Annotated in this window: 26 protein-coding genes; 14 read left to right on the top strand and 12 right to left on the bottom strand. The window is 45.8% G+C overall.

The window, feature by feature from the left end; all coding sequences use genetic code 11:
- Positions 1-62: 62 nt before the first annotated feature.
- The 9 genes from desA to ACZ5Q7_RS03875 all read left to right on the top strand — a co-directional run bounded on the left by desA (position 63) and on the right by ACZ5Q7_RS03875 (position 6,713).
- A complete protein-coding gene (desA, locus tag ACZ5Q7_RS03915) occupies positions 63-1,094 on the top strand; it encodes a Delta(5) desaturase DesA (protein ID WP_343751883.1) in 1,032 nt (343 codons plus the stop codon).
- A gap of 85 nt (positions 1,095-1,179) precedes the next feature.
- Positions 1,180-2,316, top strand: a complete 1,137-nt coding sequence (locus tag ACZ5Q7_RS03910; protein WP_343751885.1) for a sensor histidine kinase — start codon at positions 1,180-1,182, stop codon at positions 2,314-2,316.
- Positions 2,313-2,912 (top strand): response regulator transcription factor, encoded by a 600-nt coding sequence (locus ACZ5Q7_RS03905; protein WP_343751886.1) that lies wholly within the window; start codon positions 2,313-2,315, stop codon positions 2,910-2,912. The genes ACZ5Q7_RS03910 and ACZ5Q7_RS03905 overlap by 4 nt, the downstream gene beginning before the upstream one ends.
- Positions 2,913-2,981: 69 nt before the next feature.
- Positions 2,982-3,131, top strand: a complete 150-nt coding sequence (locus ACZ5Q7_RS03900) for a hypothetical protein (RefSeq protein WP_343751887.1) — start codon at positions 2,982-2,984, stop codon at positions 3,129-3,131.
- A gap of 108 nt (positions 3,132-3,239) precedes the next feature.
- Complete coding sequence (locus tag ACZ5Q7_RS03895; RefSeq protein WP_343751888.1) at positions 3,240-3,773, top strand: D-glycero-alpha-D-manno-heptose-1,7-bisphosphate 7-phosphatase; 534 nt, start codon at positions 3,240-3,242, stop codon at positions 3,771-3,773.
- Between the two features lie 74 nt (positions 3,774-3,847).
- A complete protein-coding gene (locus tag ACZ5Q7_RS03890; RefSeq protein WP_343751889.1) occupies positions 3,848-4,621 on the top strand; it encodes a hypothetical protein in 774 nt (257 codons plus the stop codon).
- Between the two features lie 106 nt (positions 4,622-4,727).
- A complete protein-coding gene (locus ACZ5Q7_RS03885; protein ID WP_343751890.1) occupies positions 4,728-4,931 on the top strand; it encodes a CDGSH iron-sulfur domain-containing protein in 204 nt (67 codons plus the stop codon).
- A gap of 147 nt (positions 4,932-5,078) precedes the next feature.
- Positions 5,079-5,726 (top strand): SDR family oxidoreductase, encoded by a 648-nt coding sequence (locus ACZ5Q7_RS03880; protein WP_343751891.1) that lies wholly within the window; start codon positions 5,079-5,081, stop codon positions 5,724-5,726.
- Between the two features lie 57 nt (positions 5,727-5,783).
- Entirely contained in the window at positions 5,784-6,713 is a 930-nt protein-coding gene (locus ACZ5Q7_RS03875; protein ID WP_343751892.1) for a nucleoside hydrolase, read from the top strand.
- A 132-nt stretch (positions 6,714-6,845) separates the two neighbouring features.
- On the opposite strand, the gene ACZ5Q7_RS03870 is transcribed toward ACZ5Q7_RS03875, so the two are convergent.
- The 3 genes from ACZ5Q7_RS03870 to ACZ5Q7_RS03860 all read right to left on the bottom strand — a co-directional run bounded on the left by ACZ5Q7_RS03870 (position 6,846) and on the right by ACZ5Q7_RS03860 (position 8,992).
- Positions 6,846-7,883, bottom strand: coding sequence for a C45 family peptidase (locus ACZ5Q7_RS03870; RefSeq protein ID WP_343751894.1), 1,038 nt, complete (start codon positions 7,881-7,883; stop codon positions 6,846-6,848).
- A gap of 70 nt (positions 7,884-7,953) precedes the next feature.
- Positions 7,954-8,493 carry a zf-HC2 domain-containing protein gene (locus ACZ5Q7_RS03865; RefSeq protein WP_343751896.1) on the bottom strand — a complete coding sequence of 180 codons (540 nt, stop codon included), beginning with the start codon at positions 8,491-8,493 and terminating at the stop codon, positions 7,954-7,956.
- Positions 8,483-8,992 carry an RNA polymerase sigma factor gene (locus ACZ5Q7_RS03860; RefSeq protein ID WP_343751897.1) on the bottom strand — a complete coding sequence of 170 codons (510 nt, stop codon included), beginning with the start codon at positions 8,990-8,992 and terminating at the stop codon, positions 8,483-8,485. Before ACZ5Q7_RS03860 ends, ACZ5Q7_RS03865 begins: the two co-directional genes overlap by 11 nt.
- Positions 8,993-9,172: 180 nt before the next feature.
- Between ACZ5Q7_RS03860 and ACZ5Q7_RS03855 the strand changes: the two genes are divergently transcribed.
- Together ACZ5Q7_RS03855 and ACZ5Q7_RS03850 are read left to right on the top strand one after the other, a co-directional pair.
- Complete coding sequence (locus ACZ5Q7_RS03855; protein WP_343751898.1) at positions 9,173-9,625, top strand: hypothetical protein; 453 nt, start codon at positions 9,173-9,175, stop codon at positions 9,623-9,625.
- A 147-nt stretch (positions 9,626-9,772) separates the two neighbouring features.
- On the top strand, positions 9,773-10,222 hold the full coding sequence (locus ACZ5Q7_RS03850; RefSeq protein ID WP_464433101.1) for a hypothetical protein: 450 nt from the start codon (positions 9,773-9,775) through the stop codon (positions 10,220-10,222).
- Here ACZ5Q7_RS03850 and ACZ5Q7_RS03845 read toward each other — a convergent pair.
- The 3 genes from ACZ5Q7_RS03845 to ACZ5Q7_RS03835 all read right to left on the bottom strand — a co-directional run bounded on the left by ACZ5Q7_RS03845 (position 10,215) and on the right by ACZ5Q7_RS03835 (position 12,588).
- Entirely contained in the window at positions 10,215-10,943 is a 729-nt protein-coding gene (locus tag ACZ5Q7_RS03845; protein WP_343751900.1) for a Fic family protein, read from the bottom strand. The two genes, ACZ5Q7_RS03850 and ACZ5Q7_RS03845, sit on opposite strands and share 8 nt — an antisense overlap.
- Before the next feature lie 164 nt (positions 10,944-11,107).
- On the bottom strand, positions 11,108-12,262 hold the full coding sequence (locus ACZ5Q7_RS03840; RefSeq protein ID WP_343751902.1) for a DUF2812 domain-containing protein: 1,155 nt from the start codon (positions 12,260-12,262) through the stop codon (positions 11,108-11,110).
- Entirely contained in the window at positions 12,259-12,588 is a 330-nt protein-coding gene (locus ACZ5Q7_RS03835) for a PadR family transcriptional regulator (protein ID WP_343751903.1), read from the bottom strand. Before ACZ5Q7_RS03835 ends, ACZ5Q7_RS03840 begins: the two co-directional genes overlap by 4 nt.
- 187 nt (positions 12,589-12,775) lie before the next feature.
- Here ACZ5Q7_RS03835 and ACZ5Q7_RS03830 point away from each other — a divergent pair, with 187 nt between their 5' ends.
- From ACZ5Q7_RS03830 to ACZ5Q7_RS03820, 3 genes are all read left to right on the top strand, one after another.
- Positions 12,776-13,153 (top strand): hypothetical protein, encoded by a 378-nt coding sequence (locus ACZ5Q7_RS03830; protein WP_343751904.1) that lies wholly within the window; start codon positions 12,776-12,778, stop codon positions 13,151-13,153.
- 78 nt (positions 13,154-13,231) lie between these two features.
- A complete protein-coding gene (locus ACZ5Q7_RS03825; protein ID WP_343751905.1) occupies positions 13,232-14,845 on the top strand; it encodes an FMN-binding glutamate synthase family protein in 1,614 nt (537 codons plus the stop codon).
- A gap of 191 nt (positions 14,846-15,036) precedes the next feature.
- Positions 15,037-16,275, top strand: a complete 1,239-nt coding sequence (locus ACZ5Q7_RS03820; protein WP_343751906.1) for a CynX/NimT family MFS transporter — start codon at positions 15,037-15,039, stop codon at positions 16,273-16,275.
- A 115-nt stretch (positions 16,276-16,390) separates the two neighbouring features.
- Here ACZ5Q7_RS03820 and ACZ5Q7_RS03815 read toward each other — a convergent pair whose 3' ends face one another.
- The 6 genes from ACZ5Q7_RS03815 to ACZ5Q7_RS03790 all read right to left on the bottom strand — a co-directional run bounded on the left by ACZ5Q7_RS03815 (position 16,391) and on the right by ACZ5Q7_RS03790 (position 24,329).
- Positions 16,391-17,932, bottom strand: coding sequence for a solute symporter family protein (locus ACZ5Q7_RS03815; protein ID WP_343751907.1), 1,542 nt, complete (start codon positions 17,930-17,932; stop codon positions 16,391-16,393).
- Entirely contained in the window at positions 17,929-18,270 is a 342-nt protein-coding gene (locus tag ACZ5Q7_RS03810; protein ID WP_343751908.1) for a DUF485 domain-containing protein, read from the bottom strand. Before ACZ5Q7_RS03810 ends, ACZ5Q7_RS03815 begins: the two co-directional genes overlap by 4 nt.
- Before the next feature lie 84 nt (positions 18,271-18,354).
- Positions 18,355-20,076, bottom strand: a complete 1,722-nt coding sequence (gene acsA, locus ACZ5Q7_RS03805; protein WP_343751910.1) for an acetate--CoA ligase — start codon at positions 20,074-20,076, stop codon at positions 18,355-18,357.
- A 191-nt stretch (positions 20,077-20,267) separates the two neighbouring features.
- The gene (locus ACZ5Q7_RS03800; protein ID WP_343751911.1) at positions 20,268-21,029 is read right to left on the bottom strand and encodes a LytR/AlgR family response regulator transcription factor; all 762 of its coding nucleotides are present in this window, start codon (positions 21,027-21,029) and stop codon (positions 20,268-20,270) included.
- The gene (locus tag ACZ5Q7_RS03795; RefSeq protein WP_343751982.1) at positions 20,995-22,785 is read right to left on the bottom strand and encodes a LytS/YhcK type 5TM receptor domain-containing protein; all 1,791 of its coding nucleotides are present in this window, start codon (positions 22,783-22,785) and stop codon (positions 20,995-20,997) included. The genes ACZ5Q7_RS03800 and ACZ5Q7_RS03795 overlap by 35 nt, the downstream gene beginning before the upstream one ends.
- Entirely contained in the window at positions 22,785-24,329 is a 1,545-nt protein-coding gene (locus ACZ5Q7_RS03790; protein ID WP_343751912.1) for a solute symporter family protein, read from the bottom strand. Before ACZ5Q7_RS03790 ends, ACZ5Q7_RS03795 begins: the two co-directional genes overlap by 1 nt.
- Between the last annotated feature and the right edge of the window lie 303 nt (positions 24,330-24,632).

Below are 24,632 nucleotides of genomic sequence, written 5' to 3'. Positions count from 1 at the left end.
TTGTTTTCTTTATCCTATATATAAATGAATAGATAAAAATAATTCTACTGCAGGAGGACATAATGAGCAGACAACAACAAGCACAGTTAAAAAAGAGCGTCGCAGCTTTTGCTAATCCAGATACAAAGGCGAGTATATTACAGTTAATCAATACGATTCCGCCGTTTTTCCTTATATGGTTTTTGGCTTACCAAAGTCTGTCTGTCTCCATTTGGCTGACGCTTGCCTTGACAGTTCTGTTATCAGGATTCGTTATTCGCATTTTCATTATTTTCCATGACTGTACACATGGATCCTTTTTTAAAAATGGCAAGGCTAATCGCTTGGTTGGAACGATCACCGGCGTTATCACGTTATTTGCTTTCGAAAAATGGAAACGGAGCCATGCGATTCATCATGCGACAAGCGGCAATCTGGACAAGCGTGGCACTGGTGATGTATGGGTGATGACAGTGGATGAATATATGGACGCTTCCTTTTGGGGCAGGCTGGCTTACCGGCTTTACCGCAACCCAATTGTCATGTTCGGATTGGGACCATTGTATCTTTATCTTCTTGCCAATCGTTTTAACCGAATTGGGGCAAAACAAAAGGAATGTTGGAATACGTATATTATCAATGCATCTGTTGTTGTTATTTATGGTCTGCTAATCTGGGTAATCGGCTGGCAGGCATTTCTCATTATCCAGTTGCCCATTAGCTTTATGGCAGGGGCCATGGGAATTTGGCTTTTTTATGTACAACATCAGTTTGAGGATTCTTATTTCGAAAATGAAGACGAGTGGGATTTTGTCAAAGCTGCTGTTGATGGAAGTTCTTATTACAAATTGCCGAAAATCTTGCAATGGCTAACAGGCAGCATTGGCTTCCACCATGTACATCATTTAAGTCCCAAAGTCCCGAACTATCATTTGGAAAAGGCCCATGAATCGACCCTGCCTCTCAAGCAGGCAACAACGATTACATTAATGTCCAGTTTGAAATCCCTCCGTTTCCGGCTGTATGATGAAGCGAATAAGACGTTTGTCAGTTTTAAAGAGGTTAAAAAAAAGCATACGGTTGAACACGGACCAGTCAACCTTTCAAAAAAATAATAACGTTGTCCATCAGACCCTTCAATCATGTATTGGGGGGTCTGATTTTTTGATATACTTAACGGAAGCAGTTAGGAGGAACAGTATGCAGAAATGGTATCACCTCGTTCCGAAGAATACAGGGCTTAGTATTTATGCGTGGATTATTTTTTGTATTCTGCCTTTCTATTTTATCTTTCGGACATCAGGTGCATTGGAAATCGTCTTCGGTATTTTCATGATATTGCTGTTTTTCACCGCATACAGTGTGTCTTTTCTGTCGGAGGGATGGGCGGTCTACTTGTCAGTGGGAGTCGAAATGGTTATAAGCGTTGTGATGACGGTGTTTTTGGGATATGTTTATTTCGCATTGTTTTTAGCGTTTTACATCGGAAATATACCGCATAAAGCTGGCTTTATAACATTGTATGTGATTCACTTGGTTACAACGGTTGCGGCAGTTACGATAAGTTATTTTACTCAAAACGTCATATTCTTTTCCCAACTCCCATTTATTGTATTTAGTGTTATTGGGGTTGTTCTGCTGCCACTAACGATTTATTTCCGAAACAAGCAGGAGCAATTGGAAAATCAATTGGAAGCAGCCAACCAAAAGCTTTCCCAATTAGCTGTTCTGGAGGAGCGTCAGCGGATTGCTCGCGACCTGCATGATACACTGGGACAAAAGTTGTCTATGATTGGCCTGAAAAGTGATTTAGCAGGGAAGCTAGTGGATGCAAAACCTCCTGCAGCAAAAAATGAACTTAATGATATTCATCAGACGGCTCGAACGGCGCTAAAGGAAGTGCGTGAAATGGTGTCAAATATGAAAGGTGCCAAACTGGAAGATGAAGTCAATCGTGTCCAGGAAATGTTGACAGCTGCCCAAATTGATTTTCATTTGGAAGGAAACGCGGAACTTACCGATACGCCTTTATTCATTGAAAATGTGTTGAGTATGTGTTTGAAAGAGGCTGTGACCAATGTTGTCAAACATAGCGGAGCGTCTTCCTGCACCGTTATCATTTCACCATTACGGGAAGAAGTACTTATGGAAATCCAGGATAATGGAATTGGCAAGACGAATCAAAAGGGTACTTATTTCGAAAATGGACTGCAAGGGATGAGAGACCGGCTGGAGTTTGTTAATGGTAGTTTGGAAATGACATCCGTCAATGGAACAACCCTGTCGATTCGGGTGCCAAATGACATTCAGCGGCCAGAACAGGAGGACTTATCGTGATAAGCATTGTAATAGCAGAAGATCAACGTATGCTGCTTGGGGCACTAGGATCACTGCTTGAACTGGAAAACGATATGGAAGTTGCCGGAGAAGCAAGGAATGGAGAAGAAGCGTTATCGCTTGTGCGGCGGCACCATCCGGATATTTGTATAATGGATATTGAAATGCCAATAAAAAACGGTCTCGATGCAGCAGAAGAATTGAAGGATGATCCTTGTAAGGTCATTGTGTTAACAACTTTTGCACGAACAGGTTATTTTGAACGGGCGCGGAAAGCTGATGTGAGTGGCTATTTGCTGAAAGACAGTCCGAGTGAGGATTTAGCGAACTCCATCCGCACGATTATGAACGGGAACCGGATTTATGCGCCGGAACTGGTTGATATGGCATACGACCATAGCAATCCGGTGACAGAACGAGAGGAACAGGTAATGAAGCTGATCGCTGAGGGGAAAAATACAAAGGAAATTGCAAATTGGCTGTATCTGACAAATGGCACGGTCCGTAACTATGTATCCGTCATTCTTGATAAACTGGAAGTAACCAACCGGATTGAAGCCGTTTCCAAAGTGAAGGAAAAAGGCTGGCTACCCTAAAAGCCTTTGCATAACTAACCCTCCTTATTCAAAAGCTAGGCCTGATCATGAAAAAGGGAGGTCAGACACATGGCGGAAAAACACGAAGCGGAAAAAAACAATCAATTCAAAGAAAATGCCAACAATGGTGAACACCGTAATGGACGTAAAAGTCAGTATAAAAACTATAATCCCGAGGGCGGACGTCCCAATGAGTATAGAAGTGACAAAGGTGAATAGTGGAAAAATGACGGAATGACTGCAGCCTCACCAACGTAGCTGCAGCAAAAAAAATGGCGGTGTGATGCTGAGTGCTTCATACCGCCTTTGCTGATGGGAGGGAGTGGTATGAATCAAGCCGTTTTTTTGGACCGCGACGGGGTTATCAATGAAGTGCTTACTGATCGGGTGAAATTTGTTAACCGACCAAGTGATGTTTACTTATTAGATGGAGTCGGCGAGGCCATTCAAGCGTTTAATGATATGGGGTTTTTTGTTTTTGTGGTCACCAATCAGGGCGGAATCGGACTCGGTTATATGACCGATGATGCGCTGGATGCCGTACATAAACGCATGCAAGCCGACCTGGCAGCATTTGGCGCTACGATTGATGATATTGCCTATTGCCCCCACAAGCCACATGCCGGTTGTGAGTGCCGCAAACCACGCCCTAAAATGATTGTTGATTTGGCACAAACGTATGATATTGCCCTGGATAAAAGCTTTATGGTAGGTGACCGGGACCCGGACATCGCCGCCGGAAATAAGGCGGGAACGACAACCGTCTTCATCGGCCACCGTGAGCGGCAACAGCACGAGGTGACCGCGGATAAAACGTTTCCTGATCTTTTAGCGTTTGCCCGTTGGCTGCAAAAACAGTAATCATGTGTTATGGATTCGTCACGTCTGGTCATACTAAGTCTGTCGCAATCTACTGAAACAGGAGGGTGAACCCCATGATGAAGCACTTATTGGCTGCCACCGCCCTGTTATGGTCACTGGTATTGCCACCGACAGGCTTCTCATTTGCGTCGGACTTTTACAAAGGATTTGCCGATGATTTGCACAGCAAACAAGACGTGAGAGAGGATAAAGAAGAATTATACGAGCGGATTTTCATGGAAATGGAGGCCAAAGAACTCGGCATTGAAACAGAAAATAAAGGCCTGAAGCAGATTGCCAAACAAGTGGCGGAAACCAAAATTAAGCGCTCCGCAAGAAAGCTTGGCCTGGAAACAGAAGGGAAAGATATTAAGGAACTGGCTAAAGAAGTCCATCACGCCGAGGTGAAACAGAAAGCCGATGAACTCGGGATTGATCAAAAAGGGAAGGACCCACAGTTGCTTGCCGAAAATGTGTATGAAGAAATGCTGCGACAAAAAGCGGAAGAATTGGGTGTTGAAAAGGATGAACGCGATCTTCGTGGGCTTAAACAGGCCGTGCTCAAAGCCGTGATAAAAAACGAGGCCGACGAACTGGGCATCGACAGGAAAGGCAAAAGCGTTCAACGACTGCGGGAAGACATACATGACCAAAAGCTTATTCAAACAGCGGAAGAATTGGATCTGGAAACAATGGATAAGGACACCAGTGACCTGTTTGATGAGATCGTAACGGAGCATGCCGAAGAAGCAAAAAAAAAGCGGCTATTTCCGTTTGAAAAGAGGGACGGTGACTTTTTTTGGGACACCATGAAAAAAACCCATCATGGTCAAATGAATAACGAGTGATCATCCGTGGGAGTCCACAGATGGAACTTTCTTGTCATTTCGGCAGGATATTCCGAATGGGCATCGAATATAGGTGTTAGAAGATAAGAGAAAGGGGAAGAGATGCATGAGTGACAATGTAAAAATAACAGTGAATGACAACGGACCGTACCGGGTGAAAGGCGATGTGGAGTTAGTCGATGCCGAAGGGAATGCGTTTGAAACGAAAAAAATGATCTCTCTTTGTCGCTGCGGCCATTCCTCGAACAAACCATTCTGTGATGGCAGTCACCGGCAAATCGGTTTTGAAAGTGAACCGCGTGCGGAATAATGACATCCCCTTCTATGTTTTCCATGGCATGGAAGGGGTTTTTTGTATGGATAACTTTTGGATCCAACGTCAAACAGCATAGTTGTCATTATGGTCGCTGTTTGGAATAATAATAACTATAAACCTAAATTAAAGGAGATGGACCTCATGCACGTTTTGGTTGCAGGAGCGAATGGACAAATCGGTCAACATATCGTTAAGCAATTGCACAATAACCCAGAGCATACAGTAAGAGCGATGGTTCGGCGGGAAGAGCAGGCAGAGGAACTGAAAAAACAGGGAATTGATGCTGTCATGGCCAATCTCGAAGGCAGAAAAGAATCCATTAAAAAAGCGGCAAAAGGCTGTGATGCAGTTATTTTCACAGCGGGGTCCGGCGGCAGCACAGGACCGGACAAGACACTGCTCGTTGATTTGGATGGTGCGGTCAAAACGATTGAAGCAGCTGAGGATGCCGGTGTGGATCGCTTTGTCATGGTGAGTGCCCTGCAGGCCAACAATCGCGGCCATTGGAATGAAAAAATTCGCCATTATTACGCTGCTAAGCACTATGCTGACAGAATCCTCCAGACGAGCAGCTTAAATTATACGATTGTCCGGCCCGGCCGACTGCTGAATGAAGCAGCGACTGGCAAGGTTACCGTTTCCGACAATATGGAGGAACGGGGATCGGTTCCGCGCGAGGATGTGGCCAGCGTGGTCACCGCATCCTTGACGGAAGAGAACACATATAAACGCGGGTTTGATCTCATTTCCGGTGAAACAGATGTTGACGATGCATTGAGGACTATGTAATCTGACAAGGGCTTTTGTTGAATAAACGTCATACTGAGATAATCGAGAGGTGGCCGAATGGACAAACGAGTAATGATAGACTGTGATCCCGGACATGATGATGCGATGGCCATTCTGTTGGCTGCTTCTAATGTGAGCAATCTCAGCATTGAGGCGATTACGACGGTTGCTGGCAATGTTGGTGTCGATAAAAACACGATCAATGCTTTGCGTGTATGCGAACTTGCTGGTCTTGATGATACCCTTGTTGCCAAAGGAGCTGACCGGCCATTGGTAAGGGATTCATTAGAAGCAGCCCATGTGCATGGGGATAGCGGCCTTGATGGCACTTCTCTGCCGGAGAGTCCAGTCAAGCAAGCTGACGGTGCTCATGCTGTTGATATCCTCATTGATAAATTGATGGCATCAGAAGGCGATATCAGCATTGCAGCGATTGGTCCGTTGACGAATATTGCACTCGCTATGCGGAAAAAACCGGAGATTATTCCTCGCATTAATGAGATTACTATGATGGGCGGCGGTACATACGGTAATCGGACACCGGCGGCGGAATTCAACATCTACGCCGATGCTGAGGCGGCAAAAGTCGTGTTTGAAAGCGGTGTGCCAATGACCATGTTTGGGCTTGATGTTACCCATCAGGTTCTCGCCACGGATGAGCGGATGAAACAATTAGCAGCGATTAATACGCCGGAAGCAGCAGCTGTTACAGATATGCTCCGCTTTTATTCTGGTGCCTATAAGGAAAAATTTTCAGGTGCAGCACTGCACGATCCGTGTCCAGTTGCCTATTTGATCGAACCGGCGATGTTTCAGCTGGAAAAGGTACGGGCTGATGTAGAGATAAAAGGCGAATTCACCTATGGTATGACGGTGATTGATGCAGAGGGACAATCAAGCCGAACACCCAATGTTCAGTTCGCCCGCGAGATTGACTCGAACCGGTTTTGGCAGCTGTTTTTGCAGGCACTGTCAGAAATGAGGTAGACCGTCGTTAAAGCAAGACAGACAAACGACATCAATATAAAAAATCACCCCTGCACCCTTTTATAGGGAGCGCGGGTGATCTTTGTAACGTCGGCTGTGTAGGAGAGGTCCCGGTTGAGTTCGGACATGGAGTTAATCCGTATTGGACAGCCCCAGCTTCGTATCCAGTGTACCGTGAATGGACGTAGTCGCAACATCGTCGCCACGAAGCCAGCCGTCAAAATCAAAGATAACAGGGTCCCGATCGCCACCCAGAGCGAACCACGCTTTCAATTCTTTTGGAAAATAAGCGGTGGTATGAATTGTGCCTGCCCAACTTTTATACAAATCGGCAAACACGCCCCGATCTTTGTCATTCATGAGCCGGAACGCATCATATGCACAGATTCGGTCTTCCTTCTCCTGGATCAGGTTTAATCGACGCGTGGAGTCATCCAGATGGTGGCGATTTTCATGCGTCAGCAGTTCAAAATGATTCGTACATGTATGGGATCGTCGTACGTCCACGGAGCGCGGTGACACTTCTATGACATACGTTTCGTCGCTCCGATCCAAAACGATATAACTGAATGATCCGCGGTGCGGGATGTCTTTCAACAGTTGCACAGCATCATCGACCGTGGCGCACGTTTCAAGAATTATTCGCCCCACCATATAGGATACAAAACCGTCGCCGGGTTTACGACGCTGCATGAAATTATACGCCATCACGAGTCCCTTTTCGTTCATGCCATCCATACGACCGGTCACACGCGATGTCGGTCCCATCATCGCATAGCCCTGATCAGTCGGCTGAAAAAAGCTGTACCGTCCGTCGTACGTCGTCGGATGATAATCATAATTGCGCACCATGAAGTTGCTCCCTGTTAAAACGGAACAACCACTCGGCTTCGCATTCACCCGGTAATGGCCGAAGTCCCGGAGCACGTCCGTCATCGGCAAACCAAGCGCATCACGCATGCCCAACAATTCATCCCAAATACCGGGAGCAAACCGCATAAACGCATGTTTCACATCTTGTTCCCATGTTTGAAACCGGGGTTTACGGATGCGCCAGCTGTCCCGGCGATTTTTCAGGACAGGCGACTCCTTGATGGCCGCCCCTTGGGCATAGCCAAAATCATAATGGCTGCCGCGAAATTGAGTTATATCGGTACGTACGTCGGTCATGAAATCATCCTCTTTGTTCATACTGGTTTAATGGTACATCAGTCTTTGTCAAATTAAAATAGATTTACACTCATGGCCTCTGTTCGTTGCCAAACAGGATCAACTTGCCGAGGAGTGATCCCAGCAGGCTGAGGACAACATATACGGCGATCCATACGGCAAATGAAACATTCATGAATAGAAACATGCTGCCGATACTTGATAGAAGCGTTGCAAGCGGTCCGATCCAACTGTTTTTCAGCACGAGGCTAGCCAACAAACCAATGACAAAGGTTGCGACGGGGTAAAATATTAATATGGCAATAAATTCATTGATTTGAAAGAGCATCATGGAACTGTAGACACCGAACAACACGCCGAGCAACACAGCGAACAGCACCATTTGATTTTTGCTGTTTTTGATCCGTTTTACCATCTTGTCCGCATCTCCCGCTTCCTGTTTGTTTTGCTCTGCACGCGGCAATGCCCTTTGTATTGTTTGTAATTCGTTTTTGCATTCCTGGCAGGATAAAAGGTGCTGATCAACAAATTGTTTGCTTTCATCACTCGTGAGATTCTCCACATGCATGGGGAGGAGATCCCTTACTATATCGCAGTTCTTATTCCTCATTCATGCCACCTCCGTCCATTATGGTTATCAGTTTGTTTTTGGCTCTGTAAAAATTGACACGCGCCCACGTCTCGGACTGATTAAAAATATCAGCAATGGCCTTATAATCCAATTCATTATAACTTCTAAGAATGACAATATCCTGATGAGGCTGTTTCAATTGTCTGATAGCTGTCAGTAGTTGAATGGATGTTTCCTTTTGTTCATAGATTTTCTCCGGCGTCGTTGCATCTGCCACACTGTTTTCCTGTTCGGTTTTTTTGATAAGTTGTTTATGTTTTTCTTCTTTTCTTACTTGCTTGTAAAAGACATGTTTGGCAATCTGGAACAGCCAAGTTGAAATGGCGCTTTGCCCTTTAAAGCGATGAATGGATTTGAATGCCTGTAAAAATGTTTCTTGTGTCAGTTCATCTGCCAGCGACTGACGACCGGTCAGGTAGAACAAATAGGTATGAATGTGTTGATAATGCTCCACATATAACTGCTTGAATGCCTCCAACGTCTGCCCCCCCTTCCGGCAGCTTTCATTATATTAGTACCATTGGGACGTCAAACGTTACAATTCATTTTTGATTTTTTGGGTTTAAAAACAAGAGAATCATTTCATACGTATGAATAAAGGATTTTTAAATACGTGTATCGAATGTAGTTATTAGATTTGAAAACGGGAGGGGAATGGATGGCACGCAATCGTATATTCTCAATTATAGTTGGAGGGATCGCCCTCGTTGCTTTGTTACTTTTGCCGGCAATGGTACATATTTACTATACACCGTACTATTATGCCGTGGCTTCAATAATATTTTTAATGGTCCTGTATAACGTATTACGCAAGGATACGGATGAAATATTTTATCAGAAGTGGCGAAAGCAAAAGTCTAAGGGTTTTTGGTTTTATGTTGCTTGGAAAGGATTATGGTCATCGTTCGTCATTGTTGTGGTCGTTTGTTTTGGACAACTGTTTGGCAATAATTATACACCGTTAGCAATCTGGGCAGCTTTATCGACCGGAGAGCTTGTAGGCGTGCTGCTGCTCATAATGGTCTTCGGTTTTGCCAGTGCTGCTGGTTCGTGGTTCGACAATAACAAACGGTACGAACGAGTGATCGATGAACGTATGAAAAATGAATAGGGGAGTCGGGTGGAAACAGTGTACTGCAAGTTATTATGGCACTGGAGGTAGTCTATCTTCGCCGTGGCGGTCAATGTTTTCAACCTGAGTTATTATTGGTGAGACTAGGCATTGGCCTTAAACTCAGCCATTATTAGAGAAAGGATAATGTTGTATGACATTAGAAGGAAGTATCGTAGCGATAACGGTTTATGTATTATTTCTGCTTATGGCGTTGGCTCTCAGGTAGTTGTTGCAGCGGTTATGAATTTCTTTCTCGGGGTGTGTGTAATCTTTGGCTGGTTTTTCTACGCCTGGGACATCAGTGAATCCCTTTTCCTCGGTGGGTTATTACTGGGAGCGGTCTTACTTGCTGTTAGTGAGGCAGCCTTGATTATCACATTATTTGTTCGGCGGGATAAATTGATGGGAACATATCATGAACGAATGGATTTCGACGTTTCTGAACGGGGGGTAGCTACAGCCAACTCAGTTGCCGCGGCCAGACGGAGGGAAGCCATACGGCGGCAGCAACTAGCATGGTCACCGTTGACCCCCTTTTATTCGTCGTTCTATACCTGCAAGACGCCCTTTTCTCTGGATTTATCATTTAACTAATGGCATTTAAATACAGATCCAACGAAGACTCTGCTTCCTTTGTCACTAACTGAATAAAGTCATCATAATCTTTTTGGGTATGTGCTTTATCCAATGCTTCGTAATAATTCAATCGATTTTCAACTTTGATGACAATCGGTGGAAAGCCATCTTTCATAAGTTCAAGATTCAATAATAAACGCAATACACGACCATTACCATCGATGAAAGGGTGAATTCCAACAAATATAGCATGCAGCATAGTGCCGCGGGTAATGGGATGCAACGATTTTGCTTCGTGCTGATACCAATTCAGGAGATTCTCCATTTGTTCCGGAATGAAAAGTGCAGATGGCGGTGTATGTTCAGCACCTGAAATGAACACTTGCTGGTCCCGGTAGACACCGGCATAGTCATCATTAATTTCTTTTAAGATCAATTGATGCAAATTTTTTATTTGCCATTCTGATAAGGGTTCATTTTTTTTTACTATTTCTTCTACATACGCAATCGCATCACGATGATTAATAACCTCCAGGTGTTCACGCATCGTTTTTCCGCCGACAGTAATGCCTTCCAACACAACCTTTGTCTCGTTGATGGTTAATGTATTGCCCTCGATAGCATTGGAGTTGTATGTCCATTCGAGCCAAAGCTTTTCACGCAGACTGTTCAGTGTATAAGTTGGCAGTGGCCGGTTTGCATCAAGTCGAGCCTTTTTTTGATTGATTTGGTCAAACATAGCTATCATCTCCATGGATACTGATTCAACGTTCGGTGAAGCACCGCCTAAAACTATATTCTACATGAACGTATATCCCATTATCCAGACAAAAGGAATGTCGGATCGTTCACCTTCCCTCATTTTTAACCCTTGCCCGCAGATTCTCGCGGCAAGCCGATCGATTACGATGCAGCCACTTCATCTACTCGCCTCTTAATCCGCCGATAGTACAGCCAGGACTTTACCATCAAGAAGCTGTATTCCATAATTAAAAGACTGAATATCCCCATCTGCAACCAGCTTATATCCATTCCATCTGTTTGAACGAGATTGATATCCGTCATAATGAGCCCGATAAACATCAATACCACCGGCCCAAACAGTGCCATATACGTTATCATTATTCGCTTGGCATGTTTCAGCATGTGTGTACGGTCACTGTACAGCGTCGGTGGCGCTTCTTCCGTCTGGTATTCCTTAGCCCAGATGGCCCATTTAGCTAACACAACGTCGCTCGTGTACATAAGCTGCCACCCCGCTTGTTTATGCATATCAAAATAACTTGGGCGATGACTGTTCTGATAATCGACACAATAGCTTACTTTTCTTGCTTCACCTTCTTGGAAATGGAACCGGAGGCCGGCCATGCTGATGCGCGTCAGGTTATATCCATCTTCCTCCATATCCCGAAGCCATTGTTCCAGTTTATCAGGTGCATAATTCCAGCCGAATTTCCATTTTGTTACGATACGACCGGTCGTGGTGAAGAACGTTTCCCTGTTTTGGGTCTCTGTATGGCTATGTTGAAGTCGCTTAAGAGAACGATACAGCTTAATGAAGGAATAAGGCACCAAACCCCATACTACGATCAAATAAGCAATGGTTATCGCCCAAAACGGACTTCCCACAACATGAATACTCCCACCTGTCATTAAAACCAAGCCATTGATCAACAGGGGCATGAGTAATGTGAAAATATGATAGAGAAAGATGCTACCAAATACATACATTAATACTTTATTGCGCTTCATGAGTCCATCCCGAATAGGAAACATACGGATATTGTATGCAGGCTGATCATTGCGAAGGATCTGCCACTTGCGATGCTGCCATACAAGGTGCCATCCGTCATTTTCTAACGCAGCAGGCAATTCTGTGTTTTTGTCGTATTGAATTCGAAACGTAACATCTTTTGGTTCGCCTTTTTCAAAAACGAATTGCCGCTTCTGTGTCCTTAGCCTAATAAAATGATAGCCATGCGCAGCCATTTCACCGAGCCACTTTTCAGTTTTAGCGATATCATAACTCCAGAATGGCCGAATTGTTTGTATCGTCATCGCAGTTCCCCCTCAAATGTCATGGCGTTGGCGTGCAGTTCCTTAATCCTGGTGATTTCCTGCTGCATAATCTGCCGTCCCGTTTCCGTCATTTCATATATCTTTTTACGCTTGTCATCGGCGTAGACGGTAATGAGGCCATCCCGCTGCATTTTCGTCAATGTCCCGTAAACCGTTCCGGACCCTAAGCGAATTCTGCTATTTGTGATGGTCTCCACATGTTTGATAATACCGTATCCGTGCCGCGGTTCGACTAGGGAAATCAGGATGTAAAAAGCCGTTTCGGTCATAGGTATGTACGATTTGAATAACTTTGCTTGTTTCATGTCTCTCATCCTTTTACTATGTCACGTTACGACTGTATCACAGTGCGACATATATAGCAATGGTCTAAACACCGGGAATCCCTGGGGGAGGCAAGTATGAAACGTATGAAAAAACAACTGAACCAGAGCAGTTTTTTAGCTTCTTACGTGGTATAATAGTAGTGATTTGTACAAGGGGGGATGACCCTTGAAAGAAACACTGAAACAAATTTTAATTGAGATGCAAGGAGTGCGCACCGAAGTACAGGATTTACGTACAGGACAAAACGAGTTATGTACCGAGGTACAGCACTTGCGCACGGGTCAGACCGATCTGCACACAGATGTATCAGGCTTGAAACAGGGGCAGAAAAGGCTGGAGAAAGGCCAGGAACGGCTGCAAAAGAATTTGATCGACAGTCTGGGCGTATATACGGAGAGCATTATCGGTCATTTCGATAATAAGACCGATGTATTGAATCAACGGGTTTTCAAAATAGAAACGGAGATGAAAGGGCTAAGTAAGCCAATGATAATGGACATTATTAACCAATCTCGGCACTCGCATGTCGGGATTTTTTTATGAATCGAACGTTTTGGTTGGATAAATGCTTATTTATGGATACATCCTAAACGTATATGGTTTTAAAGGTGGAATGTATCGATGAACATAGCAAATATCATGACCGTGATTGGATTTGTTGCTGTTGTTTTTACCATTGCAATTCTGTTAGGGATTGGTGTTTACGTATTCTTCGTTGATCGTACACAGAAACAGCATCCGGTTCTCCGTAATTATCCGTTAGTAGGCAGGGTGCGTTACTTTTTTGAAAAGATTGGTCCGGAGCTGCGTCAGTATTTTTTCAATAATGACCGTGAAGGCAAACCAATTTCACGCGAGGAATATCAGCATATCATAAAAAAGGCCAAGTATAAGCGGGATGTGTACGGATTTGGTTCCCAGCGTGACTTTGAAAAAGAAGGGTATTACATCCGAAATGCTATGTTTCCCAAGCTGACCGAAGAAATCAAAATGGACAGAAACACGAAACAGAAAACCAATCGCTATTTGCTTGTCAAAGATCCATTGTTTACGCAAAGAGACGAGCATATTGAGGCGGATGATTCCCCCGTTTACTTACTGGATGAGGACGATACCATCGTTATCGGCAACAATTGCAAGTATCCATTTAAAGTGCGCGGACAGATTGGCATGTCGGCGATGAGCTATGGTTCATTGGGGGAACGTGCCATAACGGCCTTATCGGAGGGATTGGGCATTGCCAAGGGAACATGGATGAATACCGGTGAAGGTGGCTTATCCGATTATCATTTAAAAGGCGGCGCCGATATTATTATGCAAATTGGTCCAGGTAAATTTGGTGTCCGTGACAAAGAAGGCAATTTTAACTGGGATGAGTTATTGGAAAAAAGTAAAATACCCCAGCTGAAGGCGTTTGAAGTCAAACTTGCTCAGGGTGCCAAGACGCGCGGTGGGCATGTGGATGCGGAAAAAGTGACCGAGGAAATTGCCAGGATCCGAATGGTTGAACCACATCAATCGATTGACAGTCCGAACCGTTTTCCGGAGTTTGACGATGCCCCATCGCTGTTTAACTTCATTGAACGTATTCGGGAGCATACCGGTAAACCGGTTGGTATGAAGGTCGTTGTCGGCAGCCATTTCGATGCGGATGATTTAGCCAAGCAGATTCGGGACACCGGTAAAGGTCCGGATTTTATTACGGTTGATGGTGGTGAAGGTGGAACAGGTGCTTCCTATCAAGAACTGACCGACAGTGTCGGGCTTCCAATTAAATCGGCATTGCCACTTATGGACAACGCTTTAAAGAAATACGGTGTTCGTGATCGTGTTAAAATAATTGCATCGGGTAAGATGTTTTCGCCCGACAAAGTTGCTATTGCTATCGCGATGGGCGCCGATCTGGTTAACATTGCCCGCGCGTTCATGATAACCGTCGGCTGTATTCAGACACTTAAGTGCGCATCCAACGCCTGTCCCGTCGGTGTTGCCACAACGGATCCGGATTTACAAAAAGCCCTTGTCGTTGATGAAAAGAAATATCGCACAGCCAATTATGTTATAACGATGCGTAAAGGCTTATTCCGGGTTGCTGCGGCAGCCGGACTGAACTCCCCCGTGCATTTCAAACGGGAGCACGTTGTATATAAAGATGAAAAAGGCAAAACATGGTCGCTTGATGATATTTACCAATCAATGATCCAACCCGACGGTGAAGGGTCGGTGAACGCATGAACTGCTGATGGTTTCGCATCAGCGGTTTTTTATTTGATTGGATGTATAACTTGACGTAGGATGGTGAAGAAGTCTAAATATTTTCGTGTTTACTCCGTATCGGAAGGTGAGGGATAAAAAAACGCCCACAGATTGACGTTTCTTTGCTTTGGAAGCGGTTAGATTTTATTGGGGAAGGGAGCGACTTTTTTATGAGCATGTATCAATACGACTATTTAAAAAGATACAATCAGTTTTTGCTCATTACGGGGATTGTCGTGATTGCGTTCAATTTGCGCCCGGCGATAACATCGGTTGGCCCGCTCGTTGGTGTTATTGGCGATGAGCTTGGACTTGCAAATTGGAGCGTGGGAATCCTAACCAGCCTGCCCCTGGTGGCGTTTGCTGTGATGTCACCGGTTGCACCGAAACTGGGGGTGCGGTATACCAATGAAATCGTGCTGATATGGAGCATGATTGTACTCTTGGCAGGTATTATCATACGATCTGTTCCGTTTGTTGCTTTTCTTTTCAGTGGGACATTGCTGATTGGGCTAGGGATTGCGGTCTCCAACGTGCTGCTGCCAGGGGTTATTAAAGAGCGTTTTCCGAATCGGGTTGCACTGATGACGAGTGTGTACGCAACAGCGATGGGGCTTGTTGCGGCGCTGGCATCAGGAATTAGTGTTCCGCTCGCTAATATAGCCGGTGTCGGATGGGAGTTGTCGCTTGCTTTCTGGGGGCTTCCAACTATTGCGGGAATTGTTATTTGGATCTATTTTGTGAAACAGCGGCGCTCGGCGGATGAAGTCCGGGTTCAGTATGTTGCGGCAAGTGACGTCCGTATGTGGAAATCCCGCCTTGCCTGGGAAGTGGCCCTTTTTCTCGGTTTGCAGGCTTTTTTGTATTATGTCATTATTGCGTGGCTGCCGCAAATTTTACAGGACTATGGTACAAGCCAAGAGTTGGCCGGATGGCTGTTGTCATACAGTCAGTTTATTGGCTTACCGGTCGGTTTTTTGCTGCCGGTGATGGCTGGTAAACTCCGGTCACAAAGCATGCTGACCGTTGGTATTTGTGTGCTGGCCTTTATAGGAACGGTTGGTTTGCTGCTTGGACAGTCCAGTTTTACCATGTATGCAAGCGTAACGTTGATAGGTATCGCCTCTGGAGGATTATTCCCGCTGGCACTTGCCTTTTTAGGAATGCGCGCGAGTGATGCGCGGCAAGCAGCGGAATTATCCGGAATGGCACAAGCGCTTGGATATTTTTTAGCTGCCATCGGTCCTATTTTAATCGGGTATTTGAACGATATAACCCAAAGCTGGCAGCTGCCGTTAATAACGCTTTTGATCGTGTCAGCGCTTATGACCATTGCCGGCTATGGTGCAGGACGGAATCGGACAGTCGGGGATGAGTATGCTACCATGAGTGGAAAAAACGCCGAATAGTTCAGGACGATACTCGCGCGACAACAGGATCAACCCCCCCAGGGACAAGAAGCCCACCCCCACCTCGCAAAAAAAGCAACTGCAGCTCTTGCAGTCGCTTTTTTCCGATAACGCGTCAGTTCCCTGTCTCTTTAAAACCGGTGTTGGCTTTCACTTTAACTTTGGCGTATCGTTTGGCGTCGGCTTTGTTGCTCGACAGTACCGTGCCCACGTAACCTCCAAGGAATCCAAGTGGCACAGAGACGAGAGCAGGGTTGGAAAGCGGAAATAGGGGTTCGCCAACAAACAATGCTGCTCCTTCTGTCGGTGAAAATACGCTCGGACTCATGGACACAAGAATTAAAGCTGAAAACAACCCGACTAACATGGCTGTAACGGCACCGGATGTGTTAAACCTTTTCCAGTAGACTGTATAAAGGATGACCGGCAGATTGGCACTCGCTGCGATACAGAAGGCCAGTGAGACTAGAAATGCGACGTTCAAATATTGTGCAAACAAAGCCAGGACGATGGACAGGACTGATACGGCCAAAGCAGCATATCGGGCCGCGAGCATTTGTTGTTGGTCCGATGCTTTCCCTTTTTTAATGATTTGACCGTATAAGTCATGGGCAAAGGCAGAAGCACCAGATAAAACGAGTCCTGCGACAACGGCCAGAATAGTGGCAAATGCGACGGCGGATATGAATGCAAAGAGAATCTCGCCACCGATGGCCCTTGCCAGCAGTGGTGCGGCCATATTTCCACCTGGATTGGCTTCCATAATGTTAGTTTCGCCGACAAATGCTGCAGCTCCGAAGCCAAGGAATAACGTCAATACGTAAAAAATGCCAATGGTCCATGTGGCTGTTATGACGGAGCTCCGAGCCGTTTGGGCGTCTTTAACCGTGAAAAAACGCATGAGAATATGCGGCAATCCGGCCGTCCCCAGGACAAGCGCCAGCATGAGAGAAATGGTGTCAAGTGGCTGTGTATATTTCAGTCCTGGTTTCAAATAATCAGCTCCATGACTTGTGGCTGTTTTGACCTCAGTGAACATGGCCCCGATGTTAAAGTTAAACTTCAAAAGGACAAGAAATGAAATGATAAACATACCAGCCATCAATAGAACCGCTTTCACGATTTGTACCCAGCTTGTGGCGATCATACCACCGAACAGCACGTAAATGGTCATCATGACACCAACAATGAGAACAGCTATCCAATAAGGAATGTCAAACAATAGCTGAATAAGTGCGCCTGCCCCGACAAGCTGTGCAATCATATAAAATAAAGAAATCGTAACGGTACTCAATGCTGCCGATCCGCGTACCTTTTTGGCATCAAAGCGGGCATTGATCATATCGGCAAGGGTGTATTTTCCGAGGTTGCGCAGTGGTTCAGCGACCAAAAACAGCACAACGAGATAGGCGATCAAAAAACCGATGCTGTAAAAAAATCCATCAAACCCGTAAAGTGCTATCGATCCGGCAATACCGAGGAACGATGCTGCTGACAGATAGTCACCGGATATGGCAATGCCGTTTTGAAATCCGGTCAGACCGCCGCCGGCTGTATAAAAGTCGCCTGTTGTCTGTGTCTGCCTTGAGGCCCAATATGTGATAGCCAGGGTCAATGCAACGATGATCAGAAAAAGAATAATAACCGTCGGGCTCATGATGCCTTCCCTCCATTCTTAATCTGCTTCTCAATAATATCGTTTGCCTGTTTATCAAAGGAAGATGCTTTTTTTACATAAATGGTGCATAATACCCACGTCATAACAAATTGGGCAAATGCAAACACCCATACCCAGGAAATGTCACCAAACGCCGGTGTGTTCAAAAAGGTGGTGTATGACGTTAAAATCGGCAGTAAAAAATAAAAAATAAGAAAAAAGATGGTATACGGTATAATAAACTTCTTTCGGTCATGCATTAACGTTTGAAACTGACCGCTTTGTTCGACTTTTTCAAAGTCAATTGTTTGCGTGTTGTAACCAACGTTATCACTCATGAAACCCCTCCTCGGTTTGTTTGGATGGAAAAAGCGGGGGCTTTCCATCAACACAGGAAAATCCCCGACTGATAACGAATCGCTTTATTTTTCCATGGTGGACAAATCGCCTGTTGGCAGGTCAAGCTCCCATGACTTCAGTACACGCCGCATAATTTTGCCACTGCGTGTTTTGGGTAAAAAGTCGCGAATTTCTACTTCCCGTGGTGCGGCATGGGCGGCAAGTTTTTGTTTGACGAATTGACGCAGTTCCTCCTCGAGTTCATTGCTTTTCTCATACCCGGTTTTCAGCGCTACAAAGGCTTTGATAATTTGCCCGCGGACGGGATCTGGCTTTCCGATAACAGCGGCTTCAGCAACAGAAGGATGTTCAACAAGCTTACTTTCAACTTCAAACGGGCCGACCCGTTCGCCGGACGTCTGGATAACATCATCATCTCGACCCTCGAACCAGAAGTAGCCATCCTCATCCATTGTCGCTAAATCTCCGGATTCGAACCAGCCTTCAACAGGGAAGTATTTTTGAAACCGTTCGTCATTGTTCCAGACGCTGCGCAGCATGGATGGCCAGCCCGCTTTAATGCACAAGCGTCCCATTTGTCCCGGCGGCAATTCATTTCCTTCTTCATCCAGAATCGCTGCTTGCACCCCCGGGAATGGCCGCCCCATTGAACCGGGCTTCATCGGCATGGTCGGATAATTGGCGATAACGATGCCCCCGGTTTCCGTCATCCACCAGTGGTCATGGATGCGCAGGTTATAAATGTTCATACCCCAATGCACAACTTCCGCGTTCAACGGTTCTCCGACACTTAAGGCATGGCGAAGAGAACTCAGGTCAAATTGCTTCACTACGTCATCACCGGCTGCCATCAGTCTGCGGAAGGCCGTTGGTGCACTCAGCCAAACGGAAACACGATACTTTTCAATGGTTCCATACCAGTCCTCGGCACTGAAGCGGCCTCCTCGGACCAAGTTGGATATGCCGTTCAGCCATGGTCCGAAAATGCCATACGATGTCCCGGTCACCCAACCTGGATCAGCGGTGCACCAATAAATGTCATCTTCCTTCAAATCCAGCACCCATTTGGCCGTTTGATATTGCTGAATCATGGCGTTATGGACGTGCAGGACGCCTTTTGGCTTGCCGGTTGAACCGGATGTATAGTGAAGAATCATGCCGTCTTCCCGATCCATCCATTCGATGGTCAGATCTCGCGAAGCTTTCCCCATCTCCTCTTCAAATCGGTAAAACCGGACATCGCCATCTTCCGGCGCTTTTCCTTCGCCGACCAGAATAATATTTTCCAAATGCGGCAGTTCGTTATAAGGGACACGATCAAGCAACGACGGTGTTGTAATCAGCACAGAGGCCTCGCTATTTTCAAGCCGGTCACGCACAGCTTGTTCCATAAACGCTTCAAACAATGGGCCTGCTATGGCACCGATTTTAAAAATGCCCATCATACTGATATAGAGTTCCGGTGATCGAGGCATAAACAAAAACACACGGTCGCCTTTTTCCGTGCCTATATTGCGCAACACATTGCCAAACCGATTGGAAAGGAATGTCATGTCCTGGAATGTATAGGCTTCATCTCGCTCCTGATCGCTATAATACAGGGCGACTTTATTCCTTCGCCATGTTTCGGTATGACGGTCAATCGCTTCATAGGCCATATTGACTTTTCCAGTTTCATGCCAGGAAAACGCCTTTTCAACATCCGCCCATGCAAAATGGGAACATGCATCATGATAATCCGGCATATTAGCGCCGGACGTTACCGGTGCAAGGGTTTGATTCACGGTTATTCCTCCTTACTTTGATTAAAATGACCTGTATTTAACGACTCTTAAGCCTGATCGAAGGGGGATCACCTCCATGGTTACTGAAAGCGCTTACGTCATAGTATAGTAGATTAATGGCGGGATTGAGTTAAAATGTGTATCAATTGCTCACTTTTTTGTTTGAATCGTCAAAATAATGTGGCGAGTGGTTAATACTTAAATGTTTCCAATAAAATCTTTCTTGCTGAACGGCTGACAGGTAGTGTTGTGTTGTCTTTATCTTTCAACGTTACGTTGTAGGCACCATTGAACCATGGTGTGATCTCTCGGACATGATTCAAGTTGACGAGATAACTCCGGTGGGTCCGGAAAAAGGGGTGGTCTTGCAGTTTGTCTTCCAATTCCTGCAGGGTCATCCGACTTTCTATTATTTCATCATTCGTATGGATTTCCAGCATCCGTTTGGATGGAACAGCATAATAGATGGAATCGGGCGACAGAACAACCATACGCTCCCCATCATCAATCAACAATTTGGACGATGGGGTTGGCTGCTGGGATGATGCGGAGACAATTGGTTGTGCCGCATCGCTTTGTGGCAATTGTTTTCGAACCCGTTTCATCGCTTGTTCAAACCGGTTATCATCATAAGGTTTCAATAAATAGTCAACAGCTTCAATGTCAAAAGCATCCACTGCATACGTATCAAAGGCCGTTGTAAAAACAAACAACGGTGGGTGATGACCGTTGAGCTCTGTCATTTGTTTGGCTGCCTCAACGCCGGTCATTTCCGGCATTTGTACATCCAGAAAAACAACATCGGGTTTATGAGTGCTGAATAAGTCGATTAACTGATCTCCGGTTGTCGCACTGGGACAAATAGTGATATCAGGCTCCTCGTGCAACAAATAAATCAGTTCTTCGCGCGCCAGCTCTTCATCTTCTGCGATCATGACGCGAATGCGTTTCATATGCACCGCCTCCTTTTGTTTCGTTATAATACGGAACCGTAAATGTTACTTCGCTGCCGTGTTCTGGCAAATTGCGAATGTGCAGGCGCGCCGAATTTCCTAACAGATTGATAAGGCGCTGATTTACATTGGCAATGCCAGCCCCGCTTTGGTGGTGATCGTCCACCTGCACCATGCCATCGCTCGTCAATAGACGTTTATCAAAACCGGCCCCATTATCCTGAACTGCTATCCGGATGCCGTTTGTGGTGCTGTCCATGGTCACATGCACCTCACCGTCGTCTGTCACATTTTGCAGGCCGTGTTTAATGCTGTTTTCCACCAGCGGCTGAATAGTAGATGGAGGAATCAAGGCTTGATCCCCTTTGTTCGCTTTTGTCAAGTAAATGTGCAATCGATTGGCAAACCGCGTCTGGATGATCATTATATACGCTTCAACGTGTTCGATCTCTTTTTCCAGATGAACAAGCGATGATGCTGCTAGACGTATGTTAAATCGCATGTAGTGAGCCAGATTGACCGTGATTTTCCGTGCTTTTTCAGGGTCTTTCCGGAACAGTGCCGCAATCATATGAAGCGTATTGAATAAAAAGTGCGGATTGATTTGAGCTTGAAGGTTGCGCAGCTCGGCATCACGTATGTGTGATCTAAGGTTATCCGCGGCGATGGTATGCAACTGATTGGAAATCAATTGACCTAACCCCTGTGCAAGCATAATTTCAACCGGACGGACGTGCTGTGCTTTACGGAAGTAAAATTTAATCAGCCCCGATGATGCATTAGCATCGATAATGGGAATGATGATGGCGGACTCAAACGGGCATTTCGCGTGCGGGCATTGAATCTCCGAGCGCGAGTAGGCTATTTGCATCTGTCCGGAGGCAATAGCTTCACGGGAAAGCGGTGTAATGATCGGGTTGGACGGCTGATGGTGGTCGTCCCCCATTCCGACGTGTGCCAAAATTTCGCTTTCATCGGTCACTGATACCGCAGCCAACGTCAACCGGTCATAAAGCAATCGGGCGATTCCATAAGCCATCTCCCGGGAGGAGCCCATTTTTAAAAACGGCAGTGTCTCCTCTACAATTGTAAAAGCCTTTTTAGCCGATAGAGCTGCCTCATTTTCCTGTTCACGCAGAGCAATGCTGATTACGGCGGTGAAAATGGCGATGGCGATGCTGTTCGACAGTACGAGCGGCATGCCAATTATGTTTACCATATTGATCATAGTATCGGACCCTGGTTTGGCAATCAGCAGCATATGCATGTGCAGGATCGGTGGAAACACGCCGATGAATAAAGCCTTTAACGGAGAAATCACCCGTTCATTGGAAAAAAAGCGACCTGTCCATCCAGCAAGAAATCCGGTGACAGGGTTGACAAGACTGTTTGCGATAAAGCCTATGCCACCAAGAAAGAAAAGATGCCCTCCTGCTATGACGCCTGCTCCAAGCCCGACAACAGGGCCGCCCAACAGCCCGGCGATCACAATAGCAACAAGACTGGAACTGACAACCATTTCATCCTCACCGGCGGTCCAGACGAAAAACTGTTCCGTAATCGCCCCGTCTTCCAGAATCAGTCCTGTAAACGTACCGGCTATCCCGAATAGGCCAAACATAACGATATGGACCAGCGTCATTTTTTTACTGTATTCCTGGTCAAGCAAGGAACGGAATCCGGGGATACGTGTCAGAACAAACGCAAGCACAAGCAATAAACCGAGTCGCTCCGACAGAATCATCGTCAGGTGCATCAAGAGGAGCCCTCCTTCGTGTCAATCCCTGTATGCGCTTTAATATACACTCGCCGGAACGATTGGGTGCTTTCGTCATGGTGTTTTTTTAGCATTGATCCTATGAAAGCGCCTAAAAACCCAATGGGAATAGCAATAATACCCGGGTTCGCCATGGGAAAAAGCGGCCTTCTTGGAATCCAGCCTCCATCCGGATTCATAATGTTCGGTCCGAGTATAAGTAGTGTCAGAGAAGCAACCAATCCGGAGATCATTCCGATTAAGGCTCCCATCTCATTAAACCGCTTCCAGTAAATGGTGAACAACAGAACGGGGAGATTGCTCGATGCTGCAACGATGAACGTCAGCGACACGAGAAATGTTACATTGATATGCTGCAATCCGAGTGCAAACAACGTAGAAATAAACCCCACAACAAATGCAGTCCATTGTGCGGCGCGCAATTGTTTCTTCTCCGTCGTTTGTCCCTTTTTAATGATATGATGGTACACATCGTGTGAAAAAGCGGTCGTGGCTGAAATCACCAAGCCGGACACGACAGCGACAATGGTCGTAAACGCAATCGCTGCAATGAACGCCATCAGAAAGTCACCACCCAACTCCTTCGCGAGCAACGGGGCGGCCAAGTTTCCGGTCGGATCAGCGTCGACCAATATATGATGGCCGATCAGAGCAACAGCGCCAAATCCCAGTATGAGGGCGATAATGTAAAAGGCACCAATGATCCAGCTGGCCGTCAGAAGCGATTGTCGTACTTCGTGGGCATTGCGGACAGTGAACAGACGTATCAGAATATGCGGCAATCCTGCCGTTCCGAGAATCAGAGCCAAATGGAGCGACAGGCTTTCGAGCGGCTTATCGTATAGATTGCCCGGCTGGAAGAATTGTTCGCCCAGTGGTGTGCCTGCTTTTACCTGTTCGGTCAATTCCGCAATGTCCCAGCCAAAGCGTGCCAACACGATCAAGGCGAGTAGAAATGTTCCAGCCATGAGCACGACCGTTTTGACAATTTGCACCCACGACGTTGCAAACATACCGCCAAATACAACGTAAATCGTCATGAGACTGCCAATAACGAGAACCGATGTTGTATAATGAATATCAAGCAACAACTGAATCAAAAGCCCTGCTGCCACCAGTTGCGGTATCATATAAAGGATTGAAATGAGCAGGGCACTGATCGCCATCAGCCACCGCATACGTAGGGTCGGAAACCGGGAACAGATCACATCACCAAGGGAGTAAGTGCCTAAATGATGAACAGGCTCCGCCATGAAAAACAGAACAATTAAATAAGACACTAGAAAGCCGATCGCATATAAAAACCCATCAAAACCATTGATGGCGATAGTACCGATGATCCCTAAAAAGGACGCCGCACTTATGTAATCCCCCGCAATGGCCATCCCATTCTGAATGCCAGTCAGGCTGCCTGCTGCCACATAAAATTGATTCGTCGTCCTGCTCTGTTTCGCTGCCCAATACGTAATAATCAGCGTACAGACGATAATGCACAGAAAGAACAGAAAATAGGTAAGGTTCACATCGTCACCCTCTTTATACGACAGTCATTTAATATTATAAAATTAAAAATAATTTTATAACTAATCCTACCTTATTTCGCGGTGCTCGTAAAGAAGGAACATGGGTTGTTTTTCCAACCTATAAAATGGGTAATTTAATAGACGTCATCGCTTGCAAGAAATCATGGAGTTGGACAGTATTGAAGATTATTGTGGAAATGATGGAGACAACGGAGGTTTCCCTGTATAAACCTGTATGCAACTGCTTTTCAGGTATACGGGTTACGAAAGTCGGTGCGTGGGCATAGGCTATCATGCAGTGAT

The organism is Lentibacillus halophilus (assembly GCF_055395055.1).
The sequence above is the reverse complement of the archived record's forward strand: the minus strand, read 5'-3'. Positions and strand labels throughout refer to the sequence as shown.

Bases quoted from the DNA above. Each gene is read 5' to 3' on its own strand.
- ACZ5Q7_RS03910 (WP_343751885.1), top strand. From the start codon at position 1,180: ATGCAGAAATGGTATCACCTCGTTCCGAAGAATACAGGGCTTAGTATT.
- ACZ5Q7_RS03820 (WP_343751906.1), top strand. From the start codon at position 15,037: ATGAGCATGTATCAATACGACTATTTAAAAAGATACAATCAGTTTTTG.
- ACZ5Q7_RS03800 (WP_343751911.1), bottom strand. From the start codon at position 21,029: ATGAAACGCATTCGCGTCATGATCGCAGAAGATGAAGAGCTGGCGCGC.
- ACZ5Q7_RS03825 (WP_343751905.1), top strand. From the start codon at position 13,232: ATGAACATAGCAAATATCATGACCGTGATTGGATTTGTTGCTGTTGTT.
- desA (WP_343751883.1), top strand. From the start codon at position 63: ATGAGCAGACAACAACAAGCACAGTTAAAAAAGAGCGTCGCAGCTTTT.
- ACZ5Q7_RS03865 (WP_343751896.1), bottom strand. From the start codon at position 8,493: ATGAGGAATAAGAACTGCGATATAGTAAGGGATCTCCTCCCCATGCAT.
- ACZ5Q7_RS03870 (WP_343751894.1), bottom strand. From the start codon at position 7,883: ATGACCGACGTACGTACCGATATAACTCAATTTCGCGGCAGCCATTAT.
- ACZ5Q7_RS03840 (WP_343751902.1), bottom strand. From the start codon at position 12,262: ATGACGATACAAACAATTCGGCCATTCTGGAGTTATGATATCGCTAAA.
- ACZ5Q7_RS03815 (WP_343751907.1), bottom strand. From the start codon at position 17,932: ATGAGCCCGACGGTTATTATTCTTTTTCTGATCATCGTTGCATTGACC.
- ACZ5Q7_RS03795 (WP_343751982.1), bottom strand. From the start codon at position 22,785: ATGCACCTGACGATGATTCTGTCGGAGCGACTCGGTTTATTGCTTGTG.
- ACZ5Q7_RS03900 (WP_343751887.1), top strand. From the start codon at position 2,982: ATGGCGGAAAAACACGAAGCGGAAAAAAACAATCAATTCAAAGAAAAT.
- ACZ5Q7_RS03875 (WP_343751892.1), top strand. From the start codon at position 5,784: ATGGACAAACGAGTAATGATAGACTGTGATCCCGGACATGATGATGCG.
- ACZ5Q7_RS03885 (WP_343751890.1), top strand. From the start codon at position 4,728: ATGAGTGACAATGTAAAAATAACAGTGAATGACAACGGACCGTACCGG.
- ACZ5Q7_RS03895 (WP_343751888.1), top strand. From the start codon at position 3,240: ATGAATCAAGCCGTTTTTTTGGACCGCGACGGGGTTATCAATGAAGTG.
- ACZ5Q7_RS03880 (WP_343751891.1), top strand. From the start codon at position 5,079: ATGCACGTTTTGGTTGCAGGAGCGAATGGACAAATCGGTCAACATATC.
- ACZ5Q7_RS03845 (WP_343751900.1), bottom strand. From the start codon at position 10,943: ATGTTTGACCAAATCAATCAAAAAAAGGCTCGACTTGATGCAAACCGG.
- ACZ5Q7_RS03835 (WP_343751903.1), bottom strand. From the start codon at position 12,588: ATGAAACAAGCAAAGTTATTCAAATCGTACATACCTATGACCGAAACG.
- ACZ5Q7_RS03890 (WP_343751889.1), top strand. From the start codon at position 3,848: ATGATGAAGCACTTATTGGCTGCCACCGCCCTGTTATGGTCACTGGTA.
- ACZ5Q7_RS03850 (WP_464433101.1), top strand. From the start codon at position 9,773: ATGTTGTATGACATTAGAAGGAAGTATCGTAGCGATAACGGTTTATGT.
- ACZ5Q7_RS03810 (WP_343751908.1), bottom strand. From the start codon at position 18,270: ATGAGTGATAACGTTGGTTACAACACGCAAACAATTGACTTTGAAAAA.
- ACZ5Q7_RS03855 (WP_343751898.1), top strand. From the start codon at position 9,173: ATGGCACGCAATCGTATATTCTCAATTATAGTTGGAGGGATCGCCCTC.